The following is a 17,678-nucleotide window of genomic DNA, read 5'->3' as shown; positions in this document are numbered from 1 at the left end:
ATTCATGACTGATATTACAATTGTTAATACGAATAGCGCGCCTCAGCCTTTGGGGCATTACAGTCAGGCGGTCAAGGGTGGGGGGTTAATTCATATATCTGGCCAACTCCCCATAAAAGTTGATGCCCAAGGTATCTATGAAGCAGCTCCTTTTGCGGAGCAGGTTGACCAAGTACTGGGCAATCTTCTTGCGATTCTAAATGCGGCAGGTGCTAGCCCAGATAATGTGCTGAAGGTAACGGCTTATATTGTTGGGGTGGATCAGTGGGGTGTTTTCAACGCTGCATTTTCGAGAGCGTTTGGAAGCGCGAAACCTGCCCGCTCTGTAGTGCCCGTTCCAGAATTACACCATGGCTTCCTCATCGAACTGGACGCCGTTGCAATTGATCCGTCAAACCATATTTACAAATAGTCAAAAGCGGTGGAAGAGATGATTATTCCGACGATTCAAGACATGCTTGAAGCACGGGAACGGATCGCCCCGTATGTGCATAAGACTCCAGTTCTCACATCACGCTTTATCAACGATCTGGTAGGCGCAGAGCTGTTTTTTAAGTGCGAGAATTTGCAAAAAGCGGGAGCCTTCAAAGCTCGCGGTGCCTCGAATGCAGGGCGGCCGCGAAAACTGAGTGCAACACCTGACCTTTCCGGTACCGTGCTGCCCCTATGTCCTATTCCGAACTCAGCGTTGAAGAACGCGCCACCATTCAAATCGGCCGTGCCCAAGGGTTCAGCCTACGCAAGATTGCTTGCTTGATCACCCGATCCCCTTCGACCATCAGTCGCGAGCTGCGCCGCAATCGAGATGCCTGTGGCAGCTACTCGGCCCGCGTGGCCCAGCAGCAGATGCAGGCCCGCCGCCAACGCTGTCGACCGAAACGAAAGCTGTTGCCGGGTAGCGAGCGCTTCAAGTTGGTGGCCCACATGCTGCGTAAGCGTTTGTCTCCCGAGCAGATTGCCGGCAAGCTGCGCAGCATGACCATACCCAACCTCAGAGACGCCTACGTCTGTCGTGAGACGATCTATAACGCGATCTATGCCTTGCCGGTCGGCGAGTTGCGCAAGGAGCTGATCGTCTGCCTGCGCCAAGGCAAGACGACGCGCCGGCCGCGCTCTGGTGGCGTGGATCGGCGCGGCCAGATCCCTGAAATGGTCAGCATTCATGTGCGCCCGCCAGAGATCGAAGACCGGCTGATGCCGGGGCATTGGGAGGGCGACCTGATCAAGGGTAAGGCCAACGCCTCGTCGGTAGGCACGTTGGTGGAGCGCACCAGTGGCTACCTGATGCTGGTGAAGATGAACGACGCAACGGCGACCTCGGCGATGGAGGGCTTCAGTGCAGCGCTTAATGGCATGCCGCTGGCGATGCGCAAGAGTATGACCTACGACCAGGGCCGGGAGATGGCGCGACATGCCGAGATCACCCAAAGAACCGGCGTGGCGATCTACTTCTGCGACCCGCACAGCCCCTGGCAGCGCGGCAGCAACGAAAACATCAACGGCCTGATTCGCCAGTACTTGCCCAAGGGGACTGACTTGTCGGTACACAGCCAAGAGCAATTGAATGCCATCGCCTTGGAACTGAATATGCGCCCCCGTAAACGCTTTGATTTCAAGTGCCCGATCGAAGTCATGGGCGAGGTGATGCAGGAAGCCTTGGTTATGCGGCATGATGCTCCAGCTTTAATTCAATAACCGTGTTGCACTCAGCTCCTGCAACCGCCGTTGCCTATTTTTTTTGGTGGGCATCTTTGGCCTAGGTCGATGCTCTGCGGGTTACGTCAGTCCTTCTTGAACTGGCAATTTTTTCTAACCGCTTATGCAAAGCCATCACAACCTTCAAAGCAGGAGTTGTCCGTGGCAGCTCGAAAGCCGACAGCTTACTTGAAATGGACAACAAGTTGCTTGGCAAAACTGGTATCAGATCGCCGGGTTACCAGCAGTCGGTCGGCGATACTCCTTTCATCTACCTTAACGCCAGCGACACCTACATTTTCGGTCAGTTGGTGGCAAGCAATTTCGCCCAGCCAGCGAAAAGGTCTGGCACACCCGTTATGACTACGACTTCGCGACATTGGGTATGCCTTGCCTGAGTTTCAGCGTGCACTACAACCTTGGTCATGAGGTTGCCCCACAGATCATCAGCGAGCCCAAGGTGGCGAGTTTGAGGGCCGCTGGCGATGACGGCCATGAATGGGAGCGCGATACTGACCTGATCTACACCGTACAGAGCGGGCCGTTACGTCACCTGTCGCTGCGCTGGCGCAATGCCGTGAGCCGCGCCACATTTACCGATGATGCCGACGAGAATCGGTTGATCGTCAGTTATCAGGTCAAGTTCTGATACGTTTTACTCGGCTATTGCTCTGGTGACATCACGAACGGGTGGAGTTACCGGGCATACCCATTCAAGTCTGCATTTGCATCAGGCATCCCGAGTTCGGCGCACTGGCCAAGGTTTCCAGCTGAAGTGCGTGGCGGGCACTGGTAATGAACAGGGTGGTGCCTTCCTCCCCGCCAAAGCACAGGTCGGTCGGGCTCGGCACCGGCAACCCGATCATACGGTCCAGGTTGCCCTCGGCATCGAAGCGCGCCAGGCTCCAGCCTTCCAGTTGTGTGGTCCACACCCCCCCTTTGCCATCCAGCGCGAGCCCGCCCAGGCTGCCGCCACCACGGGGCAGTGAAGCCAGCCGGCGCACGCTGCTGCTGCCCGGTTGCAGCAACAGGATGTCCCCGGCCTCAGGTGCCAAGGCATAAACCGCGCTGCCCTTGGCATCCCAGCGAAAGGCACTGACCGGCTCCGGCAGTGACCAGCCATGGCGCAGCTCGCCCTCGGCGCTGAGTTCGCCGATCAAGCAACCATTGCCACTTTTGGCGCACGCCCACAAATTGCCGGACGGGTGTGTGGCCAATGCCAGCAGGCGGCTGCCGAGCAGGTCCTGGCGGGGATGCTCGTTGCCTTGCCAGTCGATCAATGACCAGCCCCCGGCCTGGGCCACCAGTAGGCCGTCGGGGTGCAGCTCCATGCCGCGTATCGGCAGGTCGAGGCGAGTCAACAAGCGACTGGACTGGCCGTCCCAGCAATGGATGGCCGGCGCCAGGGTGTCGGCCCAGTACAGCACGCGCTGGCCCGCGTGCCAGCGCGGGAACGCGCCGTGAAACGCCCAAGGGCCGGGCAGCACGCTGAGCTCGCCGGCAGCGCGTGGGGTGGCGTCCGGGCGCAGCTGCTCACCGACCCGGCGCGCCGCGTCAGCCAGTTCCGGGCCGAGCAGGGTCAGCCGCTCCAGTGTCAGGCGGTAGGCGGGTCCGGCCACGCTCAGTGCCCCGCGCACCAGGCCCTGCTTGTCGACGATCGGCGCGGCGACGCAGCGGATGCCCAGGCGAATTTCCTCGTCGTCGAGGGCGTAGCCACGCACTTGGGTAATCTGCAATTCGGCCAGCAGACGGCGGCGGTCGGTGATGGTCAGCGGTGTCAGTGGCGTCAGCACCAGGCCCTTGAGGATTTCGTCGCGGGCCGAAGGGGAGAGGGCGGAGAGGATCGCCTTGCCCTGGCCGGTGCAGTACACCGGCTTGCCTTGGCCAAGGCTGGCGGCCGAGCGCTGTGTGTGGGCGCCTTCGCAACGCTCCAGCGACAGCACTTGATTGCCATCGAGCACTGCCAGGTAGGAGGTTTCGCCGGTGAGGTCGCGCAGGGCACGCAGCTCGGCGCTGGCGGCAGCCACCAGGTCCGGTTCCAGGTAGGCGTTACGGACCATCTCCAGGTAGTTGAAGCCCAGGCGATAGACCTTGCGCGTCGGGTCGCGGCGGATCATGCCGCGCTCCACCAGCGTGGCGATGATGCGGTACAGGGTGGTGCGCGGCAGCGGCACCTGCTCGGCCAGCTCGGCCTGGCTGATGCCGGTGGCGGTTGCGCCAATGGCCTGGAGCACGTCCAGGGCCTTTTCCAGTGCGGCGGTGCCTTCACCTGTTTTCATTGTTTGTTTCCCACCTGTTGGAACTCGACTGCCTGAGTACCGATTCTGCCCCTTTTCCTCCCAGTTTTCCGCCATAGAATCGGCCTCAACAGGGCTTGCAGTGAACGCATGTTTCATATGTTGGGAATTTGCCCTGGCCGCCCATCGGATGAACCCGCGAGGAGAACCTACAACAATGTCCGTCATCCACAACTACGCCGATGCCCATGAGAGCGTTTCCGGTAAACAGGTCGTCGTCAGCGACGAAGTACTGGCCAAGCTCGCCACCTGCAGCAGCGGCTCGCTGACCACCCAGCTGTTCAAGCGCGGCTTCCGTCAGCCAGCCCTGGTCGGCCTGCGCGCCATGTGCCCCGATGCCAAGCCATTCGCCGGGCGTGCCTTCACCATGCGCTTCATTCCCGCCCGTGAAGACATCGACACCTATTCGACCATGACCACCAAGCCCAACGATGACAACCTGCAATGGGTGGGTGTGGAGCAGATCCAGCCGGGCGACGTGCTGGTGATCGACAGCCGCAACGACCCGGCTGCCGCGTCGGCAGGCAACATCCTGGTGACCCGCCTGCTGGCCCGTGGCGCCAAGGCCATCGTCACCGACGGCGCACTGCGCGACGGCAGCGAGATCGCCGCCATGCGCCTGCCGGCCTATGCCCGTGAGATCACCGCGACCACGCGTATTTCCTACCACCATGTGGCTGACCTGCAGGTGCCGATCGGTTGCGCCGGCGTTGCCGTGTACCCGGGCGACATCATCGTCGGCGATGCCGATGGCCTGACCGTGGTCCCGGCGCACCTGGCCGAGGAACTGGCCGAAGTGTGCAGCGTGCAGGACGACATCGAAGGCTACCTGGCCATGCGCATTGCCGCCGGCGAAGCGCTGTGGGGCGTGTACCCGCCAAGCCCGGCGTCGGTGTCCGACTACCACGCCTGGGTCGCCGCCGGCCGCCCGGCCATCCCTTCGATCATCGACCGCGAGGAGGGCTGAGTCATGGCCGAGCACAAGCATGCACAACTGATCCGTCGCTACTTCGACGCCTGCAACGAAGGCGACTACGACAAGCTGGTGTCCTGCTTCACCCCGGACGCGGTGCACTACTTCCCCTCGGGATTGCCGGAAATCCCGTGGCGCACTGCCGACACCATCGCCCGCAAGTGGGTCTGGTGCGTGGAGAACTTGGGGTCGCAGTGGACCATCGAGAAGATCCTGGTCAGCCACGACAGCAACGAAGCGGTGATCGAGTGGACCCACTGGAAGAGCAAGCTGGGCACGGCCTTGCGCGGTGACGAGTGGTACGTGTTCGACGAGCAGAGCGGATTGATCAAGGAGATCCGCGCCTATTACGCCTCGCCGGCCGAGAAGGACGTGGTGATCAACGAGCTGGTCGACTTCGACTATGTCGGCCGGGGGTATCACCTGGAGCCGAAGGCGCGTTAAGGCCACTGGCCTCTTCGCGGGGCAAGCCCGCTCCCACAAGGGCCGCGCTGTACCTGTAGGAGCGGGCTTGCCCCGCGAATGGCCGCACCGCAATTTTTGAAGGAGTGCCCCATGACCACCCCGCAAAACCCGAATTTCGCTGCCATCGACGCAGTCGTCGCCCAAGCGGCCGCCGCCGCCGACTTCTGGGTCGATTCCAGTGCCACCCAGCGCGCCACCCTGCTGCGTGGCCTGGCCGATGCCCTGGAACAGCAGCAAGCCGAACTGGTCGTCATCGCCGACCGCGAAAGCGGCCTCGGCGAAGCCCGCCTGAACGGCGAAGTGGCCCGCACCGCCTTCCAGCTGCGTGGCTTCGCCAGCGAAGTGGAAGCCGGTGTGCCGTACCGTCAGGTCGATGATCACGCCATTGCCGGTGCTCCACCTGCCGGCCGTCCACGCCTGACCCGCGTGCAGCGCCCGCTGGGCCCGGTGGCGATGTTCTCGGCCAGCAACTTCCCATTCGCTTTCTCGGTACTGGGCGGCGATACCGCCTCGGCCTTGGCCGCCGGTTGCCCGGTGGTGATCAAGCCGCACTCCGGTCACCCGGAGCTGTCCCGCGCTGTGTTTGCCTTGGCCGCTGGCGTGGTCCGCGCCCAGGGTCTGCCGACAGGCCTGCTGACCCTGGCCGAAGCGCCCAATCGTGCCGCCGGCACCTACCTGGTCCAGCACCCGTCAATCGCTGCCGTGGCCTTCACTGGCTCCTATCAAGGTGGCAAAGCCTTGTGGCAGGCCGCTAATGACCGCGAACGCCCAGTGCCGTTCTTCGGCGAGCTGGGTTCGATCAACCCGCTGGTGGCTTTGCCGGCTGTGCTGGAAAAAGACAGCGAAGCCTTGGCCAAGACCTTGGCTGGCTCGATCACCCTCGGCTGCGGCCAGTTCTGCACCAGCCCCGGCGTGATCGTGCTGCTCGACTCACCCCACAGTCAGCGTTTCGTCGCCCAGCTGGCCGAGGTCATTGCGCCGATTGCCACGCACCGTATGCTCACCCCGGGCATGCAGCAAGGCTTCGAGGCGGCAGCTGCCACGGTAGCTGCTAACGCCGCAGCAGTGTTCGCCCCGCAGGCCGATGGCGCTGGCCCGGCGCCACGGCTGTTCGCCACCGATGCCGCATCGTTCATTGCCAACGCTCACCTGCGTGAAGAAATGTTCGGCCCGGCGGCGCTGATCGTTACTGCGCATTCCGTGGCCCAGGCGGCCGAGGTGCTGGACGCCATCGGCGGCACCCTGACCACTACCCTGTGGGGCCTGGACGCCGACAGCGCCGACAACCGCCAGTTGCTGCGCGCCGCCCAGCGAGTGTCCGGGCGCGTGCTGTTCAGCGGTGTGCCGACCGGCGTTGCCGTGTGCCACGCCCAGCAGCATGGCGGGCCATGGCCGTCGTCCACCGCGCCACAGTCCACTTCGGTCGGTTTTGCCGCCATCGAGCGCTTCCTGCGCCCGGTGGCATTGCAGGACGCACCGGACTGGGCACTGGGCTGAGGAGGGCAGGGCGATGATGCGACATATCGTGCTGTTCCGCCGCCTGCCGGGCGTCGAAGCGCAGCCTGAACGGGAAGCGGTGCTGGTGGCGCGGATGCGCGACCTGACTGCAGAAATCGACTTCATCCGCGACTGGCGCGTCGCGGCCAACGAACTGGATCGGCCGATCTGCTGGGACTACATCCTCGAGTCCAGCTTCGACGACGCCGACGCGGTACAGCGTTACCTGCCACACCCGGCGCACCAGGCCCTGGTCGCCGACCTCAAGCAGTACTTCGAGTGGGTGGCAGTGGACTACAGCGTCTGATTGACCCCAGAGGCACCTGGCCCTCTGCGGGGCCAGGCGTTATAACAAAAAAGATCCGGCATCACAGGTGCCGGGCGGAGTCGTACATGAACAAGAAAAACAACTACCGCTGGACGATCCTGACCATGTTGTTCCTGGCCATGATCATCAATTATGTCGATCGCGCTGCCCTGTCGATCGCCATGCCGTTCATTACCCAGGAGTACCACCTCACGCCCGCCGAGAAGGGCATGATCTTCAGCAGCTTCTTCTTTGGCTATGCGCTGTTCTGTTTCGTCGGTGGTTACCTGGCCGACCGCTTCGGGCCCAAGCGTGTGCTGACCTGGTCGATGAGCTTCTGGTCGCTGCTGTGCGGCTCCACCGCGCTGGCCTTCAACTTCTGGTCGCTGCTGATCGTGCGCGCGCTGTTCGGCGTCGGCGAAGGCCCGGTGTCGACCACCGCCAACAAGACCGTCAACAGCTGGTTCCCGATCAAGGAGCGCGCCCGCGCCATCGGCATCAACCAGGCTGGCGGCCCGCTGGGCGGCGCCCTGGCCGGCCCGATCGTGGGTTTTCTTGCCCTGTGGCTGGGCTGGCGCGTGGCCTTCGTGGTGATCGCGGTGATCGGCGTGCTGTGGGCCATCGCCTGGTACCGCCTGGCGGCCTCGACGCCCAAGGAGCACCCGCAGGTGTCGGCCGAAGAGCTGGCGCTGATCAACGAGGGCCGTGAAGCCCCGGTCACTGCCGTCGCAGACGCCCCGCGCACCCCGGTGCTGCAGATCATCCTGCAGCGCTCGGTACTGGTCACTGGCGTTTCGCTGTTCTGCTACAACTACATCCTGTACTTCTTCATGACCTGGTTCCCCAGCTACCTGATCGAGGCCAAGGGCATCGACCTCAAGGCCATGAGCATCGTCACCGCACTGCCGTGGCTGGTGGGTACCGTCGGCTTCATCTGTGGCGGGCTGCTGATCGACTGGGTGTACAAGCGCACCGGCAAGCAACTGTTTTCGCGCAAGGTGGTGCTGGTCAGCTGCCTGCTGGTGGCTGCGGTATGCATCGGCCTGACCGGCCAGGTACAGAGCGTGACCAGCACCGTGGTGGTGATGACCGTGGCCATCGGCTTCCTGATGCTGACCGCGCCCGCCTACTGGTCGCTGATCCAGGACGCCGTGCCGGACCATCAGGTAGGTACTGCCGGCGGCTTCATGCATGGCCTGGCCAACCTGTCCGGTATCGTTGCGCCGACCGTGACCGGCTTCATCATCCAGTCCACTGGCACCTACAGCAGCGGCTTTGGCCTGGCTGCCGTGCTGGGCATTGTCGGCGCGCTGATCGTGGCCTTGTTCGTCGGCCAGAAACCGGCCCGGCAAGCCAATGTCATCGCAGCCGCTTGAACTGAATGCAACCCACGTTTTACGGGACTACACCATGCCTACGCTTCTAGTCACCGGCGCCGCCGGAATCGTCGGAACCGCCCTGCGGCCGTACCTGCGCGAGCGCTTCAGCCTGCGCCTGCTGGACCGCCGGCCGGTCAGCGAGCTGGCCGCCAATGAAACCGCCCTGGTCGGCGACCTGACCGACCCGGCCTTCGTCCGCCAGGCCTGCGAGGGTGTCGACGCGGTGCTGCACCTGGCCTGTGCCCACGGCACCGATATCCAGTTCCAGGCCACGGTAGAGCCCAACTACCACGCCACCCTGTACCTGCTCGAAGCCGCCCAGCGCGCCGGGGTGCGGCGTTTCGTGTTCGCCAGCAGCCACCATGTGCTGGGGCAGTACCGCACCCAGGCTGGCGAACAGTTCGACGACCACCCGGTGGCGCCGGACAGCTACTACGCGTTGAGCAAGGTGTTCGGTGAAGCGGCCTGCGCGACCTTCTCCCAGCGCAGCGAGCTGGCCACGTTCATCGTGCGCATCGGCAACGCCGACGCCAAGGTCGCCGATGCCCGTCGTCTGCGCCTGTGGACCAGTGCCCGCGACCTGGCCCAGTTGGTGCTGATCGGCCTGGAGCACCCCGAGGTGCGCCACGAGATCGTCTACGGCGTGTCGGAATGCCCCCAGGCGCTGTTCCACAACAACCGTGCCCGCGCCCTGGGCTACCGGCCACAGGACCATGCGGCCGAGCACCTGGCCGACAACTTCCTCGCCTATGACGCCATGGCTCCGGTCGGTTCCGGCCGTGACCATGTAGGTGGCGCCTATGCCGGGGTGGCCCTGGCCAGTGTTCTGGAGCAAGCATGAAGATCGTCCGCATCGATACCCAGATCGTCGAAATCCCCTTCCACGACGGCGGTCGCGGGGTGGGCGGCACGCCTTCGGCCTGGCGCACACTGGAGAACGTGCTGGTGCGCGTCGAAGACGAACTGGGTAACGTTGGCTGGGGCGAGGCGTTCGGCTACTTCGTCGCCGACGCCACCAAGGCCCTGATCGACCGCCTGGTGGCGCCCCAGGTGCTGGGCCGCGAGGTCACCGACATTGCGGCGTTGAACATGGAGCTGCAGCAACGCCTGCACCTATTCGGCCGCTACGGCGTGACGATGTTCGCCATTTCCGGCCTCGACATCGCCCTGTGGGACCTGGCCGCCCGCCGGCAGCGCTTGCCGTTGCACCGCCTACTCGGCCAGGCCTATCGCGAACAGGTACCGGCTTATGCCAGCCTGGTGCGTTACGGCGATGACCAGGTGGCCCCGGCCACCTGCGAAAGGGCGCTGGAACAGGGGTTCAGCGACATCAAGCTGCACGAGGCCACCCTGCATGACATCGGCGCTTGCCGGCGTGCTGTCGGCGATGATGTGCCGCTGTCCACCGACGTCAATTGTTCCTGGACCGTGCAGGGCACCCGCGACTGGCTGCCGGCGCTGGCAGAGCTGAAGCTGGCCTGGCTGGAAGAGCCGATCTTCCCGCCCGAGGACTTCACTGCCCTGGGCAGCCTGCGCGGGCAGGGCGTGGATATTTCTGCCGGGGAAAACTGGTGCACCGCCGTGCAGTTCGAACAGGCCCTGGTGACCGCTGCGGTGGATTCCATACAGCCCAGTGTGACCAAAGTCGGTGGCATTTCCGAATGCCTGCGCATCGACCGCCTGGCCGAGCAGCATGAGGCGGTGATTCTGCCGCACTGCCCATACTTCGGCCCGGGCCTGATCGCCACCCTGCACCTGGCCGCCGTACAGCGTCGGGTGCCGCAGGTGGAGTACCTGTTCGTCGAGCCGGCTGGCTGGTTGTACCCGGTGGAGCAACTGCGCCAGGGTAACCAGCTGCAGATCCCTCAGGGCCCAGGTTTAGGCCTGGACATCGACCTGCAAGTGGCCGAGCGCTTCCGCCGCTAACCCGCCCCGTTAACGCCTCACCGCCGGGCCTCGGCACGGCGGCAGAGGCTGTGCATGCCTGAAAATGGCATTGGAGGTTCTATGCACACCGTGGTTCTGAGCAATGCCACCTGGTCGCTGGGCGTGCTGCCGGCCTGGGGCGGGCGCATCGCCCACCTCAATGCCGAGGGGCTGGACATCCTGCTGCCGATCAACGCCAACCGGTTCAACCCGCTGGACTGGCCACGGGCTGGCGCCTACCCGCTGATGCCGTACTCCAACCGCATCCGCAACGCGCGGTTGCAGTTCACCGGCACCGAGTACGCGTTGCCCGCACATCCGGCGGCACTGCCCCATACCTTGCATGGCGTGAGCCACACCCAGCCTTGGCAGGTAGTGGACAGCGGCAGCGATCGCTTGAGCATCACCTGCGACTACTTAGGCGAGCACTGGCCCTGGGCGTTTCGCGCCGAACAGCACTTCGCACTCGACGGCGCACGCCTGCGCATCACCTTGGTGCTGATAAACCTGGGGCAAACGCCCATGCCTGGCGGCCTCGGGCTGCACCCGTACTTCCAGCGCCACCCCGGCATGCGCGTGCAGTACCGCACCGGGCGCGAGTGGCAGATCGATGGGGAGTACATGGCGACCGGCGCGTACCAGGAGGGCGCCAGGGACTGGTCGATCAATGCGGATGCCGGCGAACCGCTCGCGCATTACCAATCACGCTGGAATGGCCAGATGCAGATCGATTACGCCAATGGCCATGTGCACCTTCAGGCCTCGCCGGTGCTGAACCACTTCGTCGCATTCGCCCCGGTCGGCAGCGCGTACCTGTGCCTGGAGCCGGTATCGCATCTGGCTGACGCGTTCAACCAGCCCCGCGACAGCTGGGCCGAAACCGGCACCCATGAACTCGCCCCGGGCCAGCGCCTGGAGGCCACCCTCGAATTCACCTGGCAACACCGCTAACGCAACACCTCACATACCTATAAGAAGAGCACAACAACAATGAAACACTCCTCGACTGGAGCGGGCTTTGCTCGCGTTGCAAAACCCTTGTCCCTGCTGCTCGGGCTCGGCCCGCTGTATGCTCAGGGAGCATTCCTCGAAGACAGCAAGGCCAACCTGACCTTTCGCAACTTCTACTACAACCACGACCTGCGCGATTCGACCAAACCTGCCCAGTCGAAGCTGGAGGAGTGGGCCCAGGGCTTCATTCTCAAGGGCGAGTCGGGTTATACCGATACGGCTGTCGGGGTGGGCGTGGATGTATACGCAGGCCTCGGCCTGAAGCTCGACTCGTCGCCCTCGCGCAGCGGCACTGCGCTGCTACCCGGGGCCTACAATCGCGCCGGCGGGCCGCGCAATGCCGACCCGCGCTCGGTGGACGAGTTCTCCGAGGCCACGGCGGCGGTCAAGTTCAAGTACTCGAAGAGCGAGCTCAAGGTGGGCGGGCTGTTCCCGAAGATTCCGCTGGTCAGTTCTGGCGACGCACGCCTGCTGCCGCAGTTCTTCGAAGGGGCGATGCTGGATATTCGCGAACTGGACAACGTCGATATCGGCCTGGGCCAAATGCGCAAGGTCAATCAGCGCGAGTTCGCCGGGGCCCGGGATATCCAGGTGGGCAACTACTACAGCGTGTTCAGCGACCGCTTCGATTACCTCGGTGGCACCTGGCGCGCCACGCCGCAAACCTCGTTGGGGGTATGGACCGGCCGCCTGGCGGATGTCTACCAGCAAACCCTGTACACCGGCACCCACACCCTCAAGGCCGGTGACTGGAACCTCTCCGGCACGCTCAACTACCTCGACACCGGCGAATCCGGCAGCGAAAAGGCCGGCCAGCTCGACAGCCGCATGACTTCGGCAATGCTCAGCGCCAACCTGCGTGCCCAGACGTTCCGCCTTGGCTACCAGTACAACGCTGGCGACAGTGCCTTGCCGTTCATCCACGACACCGACTTGCCCGGGGTGGCCAACGCCGTGCAGGTGCTGCGCTTCGACCGCGCCCAAGAGCGCTCCTGGCAGGCCCGCTACGACCTTGACTTCGCTGCCCTTGGTGTACCGGGGCTGACGGCATTCGCCCGCTACGTGAAGGGCGACAACTTCAAGGTGGCCGGCGAGGACGGCAGCGAATGGGAGCGCAATGTGGACATTACCTACGTGATCCAGAGCGGGCCCCTGAAGAACCTGGCGCTGCGCTGGCGCAACGTCCAACTGCAGGGCGATGCCACCGGCCGGCGTGATGAAAACCGGGTGATCATCGCCTACACCTTGCCTTTGCTCTGACCTGGAGGATTGCCCGTGGTATCCCGTCCGCTCGACCCTGCCATGCAGGCCTACATCGACAACAGCCAACGCTTCGCTCCGCATGACGGCAGCCTGGCGGCCCGGCGCGAAGCCTTTCTCGCTGCCTGCCTTGCCTGCACGCCGCCGCGGCCGGCGGGCTGGCAGGTTGCCGATATCGACCTGGAGGGCTTGCGCCTGCGCTGTTACACCCCCCCGGGCGCAGTGCCGCCCGGGGGGTGGCCGACGCTGCTGTACCTGCACGGCGGCGGCTGGGACCTGGGCAATCTCGACACCCATGACTGGTTTGCCCATGCCCTGGCGCGGCGGGTGCCACTGGCGATCGTCGCCGTGGAGTACCGGCTGGCGCCGGAGCATGCCTATCCGGCGCCGCTGGAGGACTGCCTGAACGCATGGCTCGGTTTACGGGCCGGGGTTGTCGACCCCCGTCTCAGCACGGCGTGCCTGATGGTGGCGGGGGACAGCGCGGGTGGCACGCTGGCTGCGGGCTTGTGCATGGCATTGCGCCGTGACGGGTTGGAGCAGCCGCGGGGGCAGTTGCTGGTGTATCCGGTGCTGACGGCTCGGCAGCACTTGCCATCGATGCGCGAACAGGCCGAGGCGCCGATGATGACGGTGGCGGGGTTGATGAAGTCATTGGCAGGCTTCGTGCCCGCAGCGCCGCAGCGTAATGACCCCTGCGCCATGCCGCTGGAAGCTGAAGACTTTTCCGGGCTGGCACCGGCGTTGGTGCTGGTGGCGCGAGTCGACCCGCTGTGCGATCACGGGCTGGCCTATGTCGATGCGCTGGCGGCGGCGGGCGTGGCGGCCCGTGCTTGTGTGGGCGAGGGCATGGTGCACTCAAGCCTGCGGGCATTCGGGGTGGCCGAAGTCGAACAGGCCTGGGATCACATGGCGGCGCAGCTGCAGCGCTGGGCTGGCGATTGACGCGCGCAGCCCTCAGGTGCTTTCGCGAACCACCAGGTTGAAGCCCACATCTTCCACCTGTTCCCCACGCCCCAGGCTGCCTTCGATCCGCTGCAGCAGCAACTCTGCCGTACGCAAGCCAATGCGCCCGCCGTCAACATTCACCGTGCTCAAGCGCGGATGGGTGTGTGCGGCGAATTCCAGGTTGCCAAAACCCATCACTGCGAGGTCCTGAGGCACCCGCAGGCCGTTGGCCTGGGCCTCGGCCATGACCCCCTGGGCGAGCAGGTCGATACTGCAGATCACTGCATCCATCGGCACCTTGGCCGCCAGCAGCCGGGCCATGGCTTCACGGCCGTGGCCCATATCCACCGGCACGGCTTCGAGCTCGCAGGCGACCACTTTGACGCCTGCCTTGCGCAGGGTATCGGTACACGCCTGGCGCCGTCGGGTGGCGCGGGCGTCGTCGCTCCAGACCAGGCCGACGCGGCAGTGGCCGCGTTCGATGATGTGCTCGGCCATGGCCTGGCCGACGGCCTCGTGGGAAAAACCGACCACAGTGTCGATCGGGTCCTGCGCCAGCTCCCAGGTTTCCACCACCGGAATGCCACGGGCGATCAGCTTTTCCCGCGCTTCAGGGCTTTGCAGCTGGCGGGTCAGCACGATGCCGTCGGGGCGGCGGGCGAGTATCGCATCGATCAGTTCCGCTTCACTGCTGTTTGCCAGGTCTGACTGGCTCAGCAGCAACTGGTAGCGTGCCGTGGCCAGGCGCTGGCCGAGCTGGGTGATGGTGTCGACGAAGGCACGGTTGGCGATGTTCGGCACCACCACAATGACCAGCCGACTGCGCTGCGAAACCAGGGCGCCCGCGAGCATGTTCGGCACATATCCGGTCTTGCGGATGGCATTGCGCACCTTTTTCTGGGTTTTCTCCGACACCAGTTCCGGCCGGTTGATCACTCGGGAAACGGTGATGGGCGAGACCTTGGCCATCTTCGCCACGTCATCGAGGGTGGCAGGGGCAGCCAGCAGTGGTTTCGGATCAGCGACGGTAGCGGGCGTTTCCAGCATGGGGGCCTCTGGACGGGAGCTTTGAGCATATTGCCGATTCTACCGGAACGGCGCGCGTTTTTTTGCATTTCCTGCTAATTCCCAATGCATGGGAATTCACTGCGAACAGCGATTTGCAAAGCCCGCCAGCTCAGGCCTAGGATTAATGACAGCGCTGTCATTTGGTAACGCTGTCATTGGTCGGAATCAGCTCTTCAAAAGGGCTGCGAGCTGCCAGAATCCGAAGCAGGTGCCGGTGCAAGGCCCTGCACGACGCCAATAAAAACAATGAGGCTACCGCGATGCACAACCACGACACCTACGCCGCCGGGCCTGCCCCTGGCGCCGTGGCCGCGTCCACCACGGCTACCCGCTATCGTTATTTGATCCTGGCCCTGATCACCATGGTCTTGGCCCTGAGCAGCGGTGATCGCGCCGCCCTGTCGGTGGCCGGTTCCGACATGAGCAAGGAGCTCGGCATCAGCTCGGTGGAAATGGGCTACCTGTTCTCCATCTTCAGCTGGGCCTACGTGATCTTCCTGATCCCTTCCGGCTGGCTGGCTGACCGCTTCGGCTCGAAGAAAACCATGGCCCTGGCCATCTGCGTGTGGTCGGCATTTACCGTGTGCATGGGTCTGGTGCACTTCGTCGGCATGATCGTGCCGCTGCTGCTGGCTCTGCGCTTTCTGCTGGGTGTGGCCGAGGCGCCAGTGGGGCCGGCCTCGACGCGGGTGATCGCGTCCTGGTTCCCGTCGGCAGAGCGGGGCATGGCCGGGGCCATCTTCAACAGTGCGCAGTACATCTCGCTGGCGTTCTTCACCCCGTTCATGGGCTGGCTGTGCTACGCCTTCGGCTGGGAATACGTGTTCATCGTCATGGGCATCGTCGGCTTCGGCATCGCCGCGATCTGGTGGAAAAACTACTACCTGCCGGTCAGCCACCCAAAGATGAATGGCGAGGAACTCGACTACCTGCGCAAGGGTGAAGCGCTGGTCGACCTCGAAGCCCAGGCCTCGCTGCCCAAGGAAAAGCGCCGCAGCTCGCTGGCGGAAGTCGGCCTGCTGTTCAAGAGCCGCATGCTGATCGGCATGTTCATCAGTCAGTACTGCGTCAGTGCGGTCACCTGGTTCTACGTCACCTGGTTCCCGATCTACCTGGTCAAGGAGCGTGGCTTCGACATCCTCCAGGCTGGCCTTGTCGCTTCGATTCCGGCCCTGTGCGGGCTGATCGGCGCGGTGTCGTCGGGCTTCTTCTCTGACTACCTGCTGCGCCGCACGAAGTCTCTGAGCATTGCCCGTAAAACGCCAATCATCACCGGCGTGCTGCTGAGCTCGACCATGATGCTGTGCAACTACGTCGATGCCCAGTGGCTGGTGATTGCGGTGATGAGCCTGGCGTTCTTCGGCAAGGGCTTTGGCAACCTCGGTTTCAGCGTGGTGGCCGACACCGCGCCGCGGGAAATGATCGGCATGACCGGCGGCGTGTTCAACGCCCTGGGCAACACCGCCGGCATCGTCACTCCGGTGGTGATCGGCTACCTGCTGCACTCCAGCGGCTCGTTCAACAGCGCACTCATCTATGTCGGCGCCCACGGCCTACTGGCGGCGTTCTCCTACCTGGTGATCGTCGGCCGCATCCAGCGTTTGCAGCTCTCCGACCTGACCGGCAAACCGGCCAATGCTCAGTGATTCAGAGGACCACGCCATGATCGAAAGCAACGTCTACATCGACCCGAAGATCGCCGCCCTGCAACCTGGGCCAGCGACCACTGACAGCATCGCCTGGATCAAGCTGTCGTACACCGTGCTGCTGCTCGGCGCGCCAATCAGCGATGCCAAGGTACTGACCGGGCGGCAGAAGCCGCTGACCGAAATCGCGTTCATTTTTGCCGAGATCCGCACCCGCGAAGGCCATGAAGGCATCGGCTTCGGTTACTCCAAGCGCGCCGGTGGCCCAGGCATGTACGCCCACGCCCAGGAAATTGCCCCGACCTTGCTGGGCGAGGACCCCAACGACATCGCCAAGCTCTACAACAAGCTGCTCTGGGCCGGTGCCTCGATGGGCCGCAGCGGCCTGACCACCCAGGCCATCGCGCCGTTCGACATCGCCCTGTGGGACTTGAAAGCCAAGCGCGCCGGCTTGCCATTGGCCAAGCTGCTGGGCGCTCACCGCGACTCGGTGCAGTGCTACAACACCTCCGGCGGCTACCTGTCGACGCCGCTGGAAAAGGTTCTGGAAAACGTACAGACCTCCCGTGGCAATGGTATCGGCGGCATCAAGATCAAGGTCGGCCAGCCGGACACCAGCATCGACTTCAATCGCGTGCAGGCGGTGCGCGAGCAACTGGGCGAAGGCTTCCCGCTGATGGTCGACGCCAACCAGCAATGGGACCGCGTCACCGCCCAGCGTTTCTGCCGCAAGCTCGAACAGTTCGACCTGACCTGGATCGAGGAGCCGCTGGACAGTGCTGACGTCGAGGGCCACGCCGCCCTGGCCGCATCGCTGGACACTGCCATCGCCACCGGCGAGATGCTCACCAGCTTCAACGAGCACGCCCAGCTGATCACCGCAAACGCCTGCGATTTCGTCCAGCCCGATGCGCCGCGGGTCGGCGGTATCACGCCGTTCCTGCAGATCATGAGTCTGGCCAGCTTCAAGGGCCTGAAGCTGGCGCCGCACTTCGCCATGGAAATCCACCTGCATCTGGCCGCGGCGTACCCGGAAGAGCCATGGCTGGAGCATTTCGAATGGCTCGAGCCGATGTTCAACGAGCGCCTGGAGCTGCGTGAAGGCCGCATGTGGGTACCCAATCGCCCGGGCCTGGGCTTCTCCCTCAGCGAACAGGCCCTGGCCTGGACCCAGCACAGCATCGAGTTCGGCAAACGCCCTTGAGC

At 64.1% G+C, this 17,678-nt stretch carries 17 protein-coding genes and 1 pseudogene; 16 read left to right on the top strand and 2 right to left on the bottom strand.

Annotated elements, in window-relative coordinates; translation table 11 throughout:
- Positions 1-4 precede the first annotated feature (4 nt).
- The 4 genes and pseudogenes from AC3RCM_RS17095 to AC3RCM_RS17080 form a co-directional block, all read left to right on the top strand.
- Complete coding sequence (locus AC3RCM_RS17095) at positions 5-412, top strand: RidA family protein (RefSeq protein ID WP_218277891.1); 408 nt, start codon at positions 5-7, stop codon at positions 410-412.
- An 18-nt stretch (positions 413-430) separates the two neighbouring features.
- On the top strand, positions 431-757 hold the full coding sequence (locus AC3RCM_RS17090) for a pyridoxal-phosphate dependent enzyme (protein ID WP_256600136.1): 327 nt from the start codon (positions 431-433) through the stop codon (positions 755-757).
- Positions 667-1,695, top strand: a complete 1,029-nt coding sequence (locus AC3RCM_RS17085) for an IS30 family transposase (protein ID WP_039615380.1) — start codon at positions 667-669, stop codon at positions 1,693-1,695. The genes AC3RCM_RS17090 and AC3RCM_RS17085 overlap by 91 nt, the downstream gene beginning before the upstream one ends.
- 364 nt (positions 1,696-2,059) lie before the next feature.
- Positions 2,060-2,344: pseudogene (locus tag AC3RCM_RS17080) on the top strand (OprD family outer membrane porin); the annotation flags it as partial.
- A 64-nt stretch (positions 2,345-2,408) separates the two neighbouring features.
- Here the strand turns inward: AC3RCM_RS17080 and AC3RCM_RS17075 are convergent.
- Positions 2,409-3,974, bottom strand: a complete 1,566-nt coding sequence (locus AC3RCM_RS17075) for an IclR family transcriptional regulator domain-containing protein (protein WP_103469155.1) — start codon at positions 3,972-3,974, stop codon at positions 2,409-2,411.
- Between the two features lie 175 nt (positions 3,975-4,149).
- Between AC3RCM_RS17075 and AC3RCM_RS17070 the strand changes: the two genes are divergently transcribed.
- The 10 genes from AC3RCM_RS17070 to AC3RCM_RS17025 all read left to right on the top strand — a co-directional run bounded on the left by AC3RCM_RS17070 (position 4,150) and on the right by AC3RCM_RS17025 (position 13,755).
- Positions 4,150-4,959: an RraA family protein gene (locus AC3RCM_RS17070; protein WP_103469154.1), complete on the top strand. Its 810-nt coding sequence runs from the start codon at positions 4,150-4,152 to the stop codon at positions 4,957-4,959.
- A gap of 3 nt (positions 4,960-4,962) precedes the next feature.
- Positions 4,963-5,409 carry a nuclear transport factor 2 family protein gene (locus AC3RCM_RS17065; protein WP_103469153.1) on the top strand — a complete coding sequence of 149 codons (447 nt, stop codon included), beginning with the start codon at positions 4,963-4,965 and terminating at the stop codon, positions 5,407-5,409.
- 111 nt (positions 5,410-5,520) lie between these two features.
- Positions 5,521-6,927: an aldehyde dehydrogenase (NADP(+)) gene (locus AC3RCM_RS17060; protein ID WP_103469152.1), complete on the top strand. Its 1,407-nt coding sequence runs from the start codon at positions 5,521-5,523 to the stop codon at positions 6,925-6,927.
- A 13-nt stretch (positions 6,928-6,940) separates the two neighbouring features.
- Positions 6,941-7,234: a Dabb family protein gene (locus AC3RCM_RS17055; RefSeq protein WP_103469151.1), complete on the top strand. Its 294-nt coding sequence runs from the start codon at positions 6,941-6,943 to the stop codon at positions 7,232-7,234.
- An 86-nt stretch (positions 7,235-7,320) separates the two neighbouring features.
- A complete protein-coding gene (locus AC3RCM_RS17050) occupies positions 7,321-8,610 on the top strand; it encodes an MFS transporter (RefSeq protein WP_103469150.1) in 1,290 nt (429 codons plus the stop codon).
- A 34-nt stretch (positions 8,611-8,644) separates the two neighbouring features.
- Complete coding sequence (locus AC3RCM_RS17045; RefSeq protein ID WP_103469149.1) at positions 8,645-9,454, top strand: NAD-dependent epimerase/dehydratase family protein; 810 nt, start codon at positions 8,645-8,647, stop codon at positions 9,452-9,454.
- Entirely contained in the window at positions 9,451-10,539 is a 1,089-nt protein-coding gene (locus AC3RCM_RS17040) for a mandelate racemase/muconate lactonizing enzyme family protein (protein WP_103469148.1), read from the top strand. The genes AC3RCM_RS17045 and AC3RCM_RS17040 overlap by 4 nt, the downstream gene beginning before the upstream one ends.
- Before the next feature lie 81 nt (positions 10,540-10,620).
- Positions 10,621-11,490, top strand: coding sequence for an aldose 1-epimerase (locus tag AC3RCM_RS17035; protein ID WP_103469147.1), 870 nt, complete (start codon positions 10,621-10,623; stop codon positions 11,488-11,490).
- A gap of 39 nt (positions 11,491-11,529) precedes the next feature.
- Complete coding sequence (locus AC3RCM_RS17030) at positions 11,530-12,810, top strand: OprD family porin (protein ID WP_103469146.1); 1,281 nt, start codon at positions 11,530-11,532, stop codon at positions 12,808-12,810.
- 15 nt (positions 12,811-12,825) lie between these two features.
- On the top strand, positions 12,826-13,755 hold the full coding sequence (locus AC3RCM_RS17025) for an alpha/beta hydrolase (protein WP_247726818.1): 930 nt from the start codon (positions 12,826-12,828) through the stop codon (positions 13,753-13,755).
- A gap of 12 nt (positions 13,756-13,767) precedes the next feature.
- On the opposite strand, the gene AC3RCM_RS17020 is transcribed toward AC3RCM_RS17025, so the two are convergent.
- Complete coding sequence (locus AC3RCM_RS17020; RefSeq protein ID WP_103469145.1) at positions 13,768-14,805, bottom strand: LacI family DNA-binding transcriptional regulator; 1,038 nt, start codon at positions 14,803-14,805, stop codon at positions 13,768-13,770.
- A 281-nt stretch (positions 14,806-15,086) separates the two neighbouring features.
- Between AC3RCM_RS17020 and AC3RCM_RS17015 the strand changes: the two genes are divergently transcribed.
- Together AC3RCM_RS17015 and AC3RCM_RS17010 are read left to right on the top strand one after the other, a co-directional pair.
- Positions 15,087-16,472, top strand: a complete 1,386-nt coding sequence (locus AC3RCM_RS17015; RefSeq protein ID WP_103469144.1) for an MFS transporter — start codon at positions 15,087-15,089, stop codon at positions 16,470-16,472.
- Positions 16,473-16,488: 16 nt separating this feature from the next.
- Positions 16,489-17,676, top strand: a complete 1,188-nt coding sequence (locus AC3RCM_RS17010) for an L-talarate/galactarate dehydratase (RefSeq protein ID WP_103469143.1) — start codon at positions 16,489-16,491, stop codon at positions 17,674-17,676.
- Positions 17,677-17,678: the final 2 nt, after the last annotated feature.

This window comes from Pseudomonas sp. GW823-FHT05G12 (assembly GCF_058795575.1).
This window is presented reverse-complemented; position numbering and strand designations above follow the sequence as displayed.

Excerpts from the sequence above, each read along its gene's own strand:
- AC3RCM_RS17065 (WP_103469153.1), top strand. The coding sequence starts at position 4,963 with ATGGCCGAGCACAAGCATGCACAACTGATCCGTCGCTACTTCGACGCC.
- AC3RCM_RS17095 (WP_218277891.1), top strand. The coding sequence starts at position 5 with ATGACTGATATTACAATTGTTAATACGAATAGCGCGCCTCAGCCTTTG.
- AC3RCM_RS17045 (WP_103469149.1), top strand. The coding sequence starts at position 8,645 with ATGCCTACGCTTCTAGTCACCGGCGCCGCCGGAATCGTCGGAACCGCC.
- AC3RCM_RS17015 (WP_103469144.1), top strand. The coding sequence starts at position 15,087 with ATGCACAACCACGACACCTACGCCGCCGGGCCTGCCCCTGGCGCCGTG.
- AC3RCM_RS17040 (WP_103469148.1), top strand. The coding sequence starts at position 9,451 with ATGAAGATCGTCCGCATCGATACCCAGATCGTCGAAATCCCCTTCCAC.
- AC3RCM_RS17035 (WP_103469147.1), top strand. The coding sequence starts at position 10,621 with ATGCACACCGTGGTTCTGAGCAATGCCACCTGGTCGCTGGGCGTGCTG.
- AC3RCM_RS17010 (WP_103469143.1), top strand. The coding sequence starts at position 16,489 with ATGATCGAAAGCAACGTCTACATCGACCCGAAGATCGCCGCCCTGCAA.
- AC3RCM_RS17020 (WP_103469145.1), bottom strand. The coding sequence starts at position 14,805 with ATGCTGGAAACGCCCGCTACCGTCGCTGATCCGAAACCACTGCTGGCT.
- AC3RCM_RS17060 (WP_103469152.1), top strand. The coding sequence starts at position 5,521 with ATGACCACCCCGCAAAACCCGAATTTCGCTGCCATCGACGCAGTCGTC.
- AC3RCM_RS17050 (WP_103469150.1), top strand. The coding sequence starts at position 7,321 with ATGAACAAGAAAAACAACTACCGCTGGACGATCCTGACCATGTTGTTC.
- AC3RCM_RS17090 (WP_256600136.1), top strand. The coding sequence starts at position 431 with ATGATTATTCCGACGATTCAAGACATGCTTGAAGCACGGGAACGGATC.
- AC3RCM_RS17030 (WP_103469146.1), top strand. The coding sequence starts at position 11,530 with ATGAAACACTCCTCGACTGGAGCGGGCTTTGCTCGCGTTGCAAAACCC.
- AC3RCM_RS17070 (WP_103469154.1), top strand. The coding sequence starts at position 4,150 with ATGTCCGTCATCCACAACTACGCCGATGCCCATGAGAGCGTTTCCGGT.
- AC3RCM_RS17075 (WP_103469155.1), bottom strand. The coding sequence starts at position 3,974 with ATGAAAACAGGTGAAGGCACCGCCGCACTGGAAAAGGCCCTGGACGTG.
- AC3RCM_RS17085 (WP_039615380.1), top strand. The coding sequence starts at position 667 with ATGTCCTATTCCGAACTCAGCGTTGAAGAACGCGCCACCATTCAAATC.
- AC3RCM_RS17055 (WP_103469151.1), top strand. The coding sequence starts at position 6,941 with ATGATGCGACATATCGTGCTGTTCCGCCGCCTGCCGGGCGTCGAAGCG.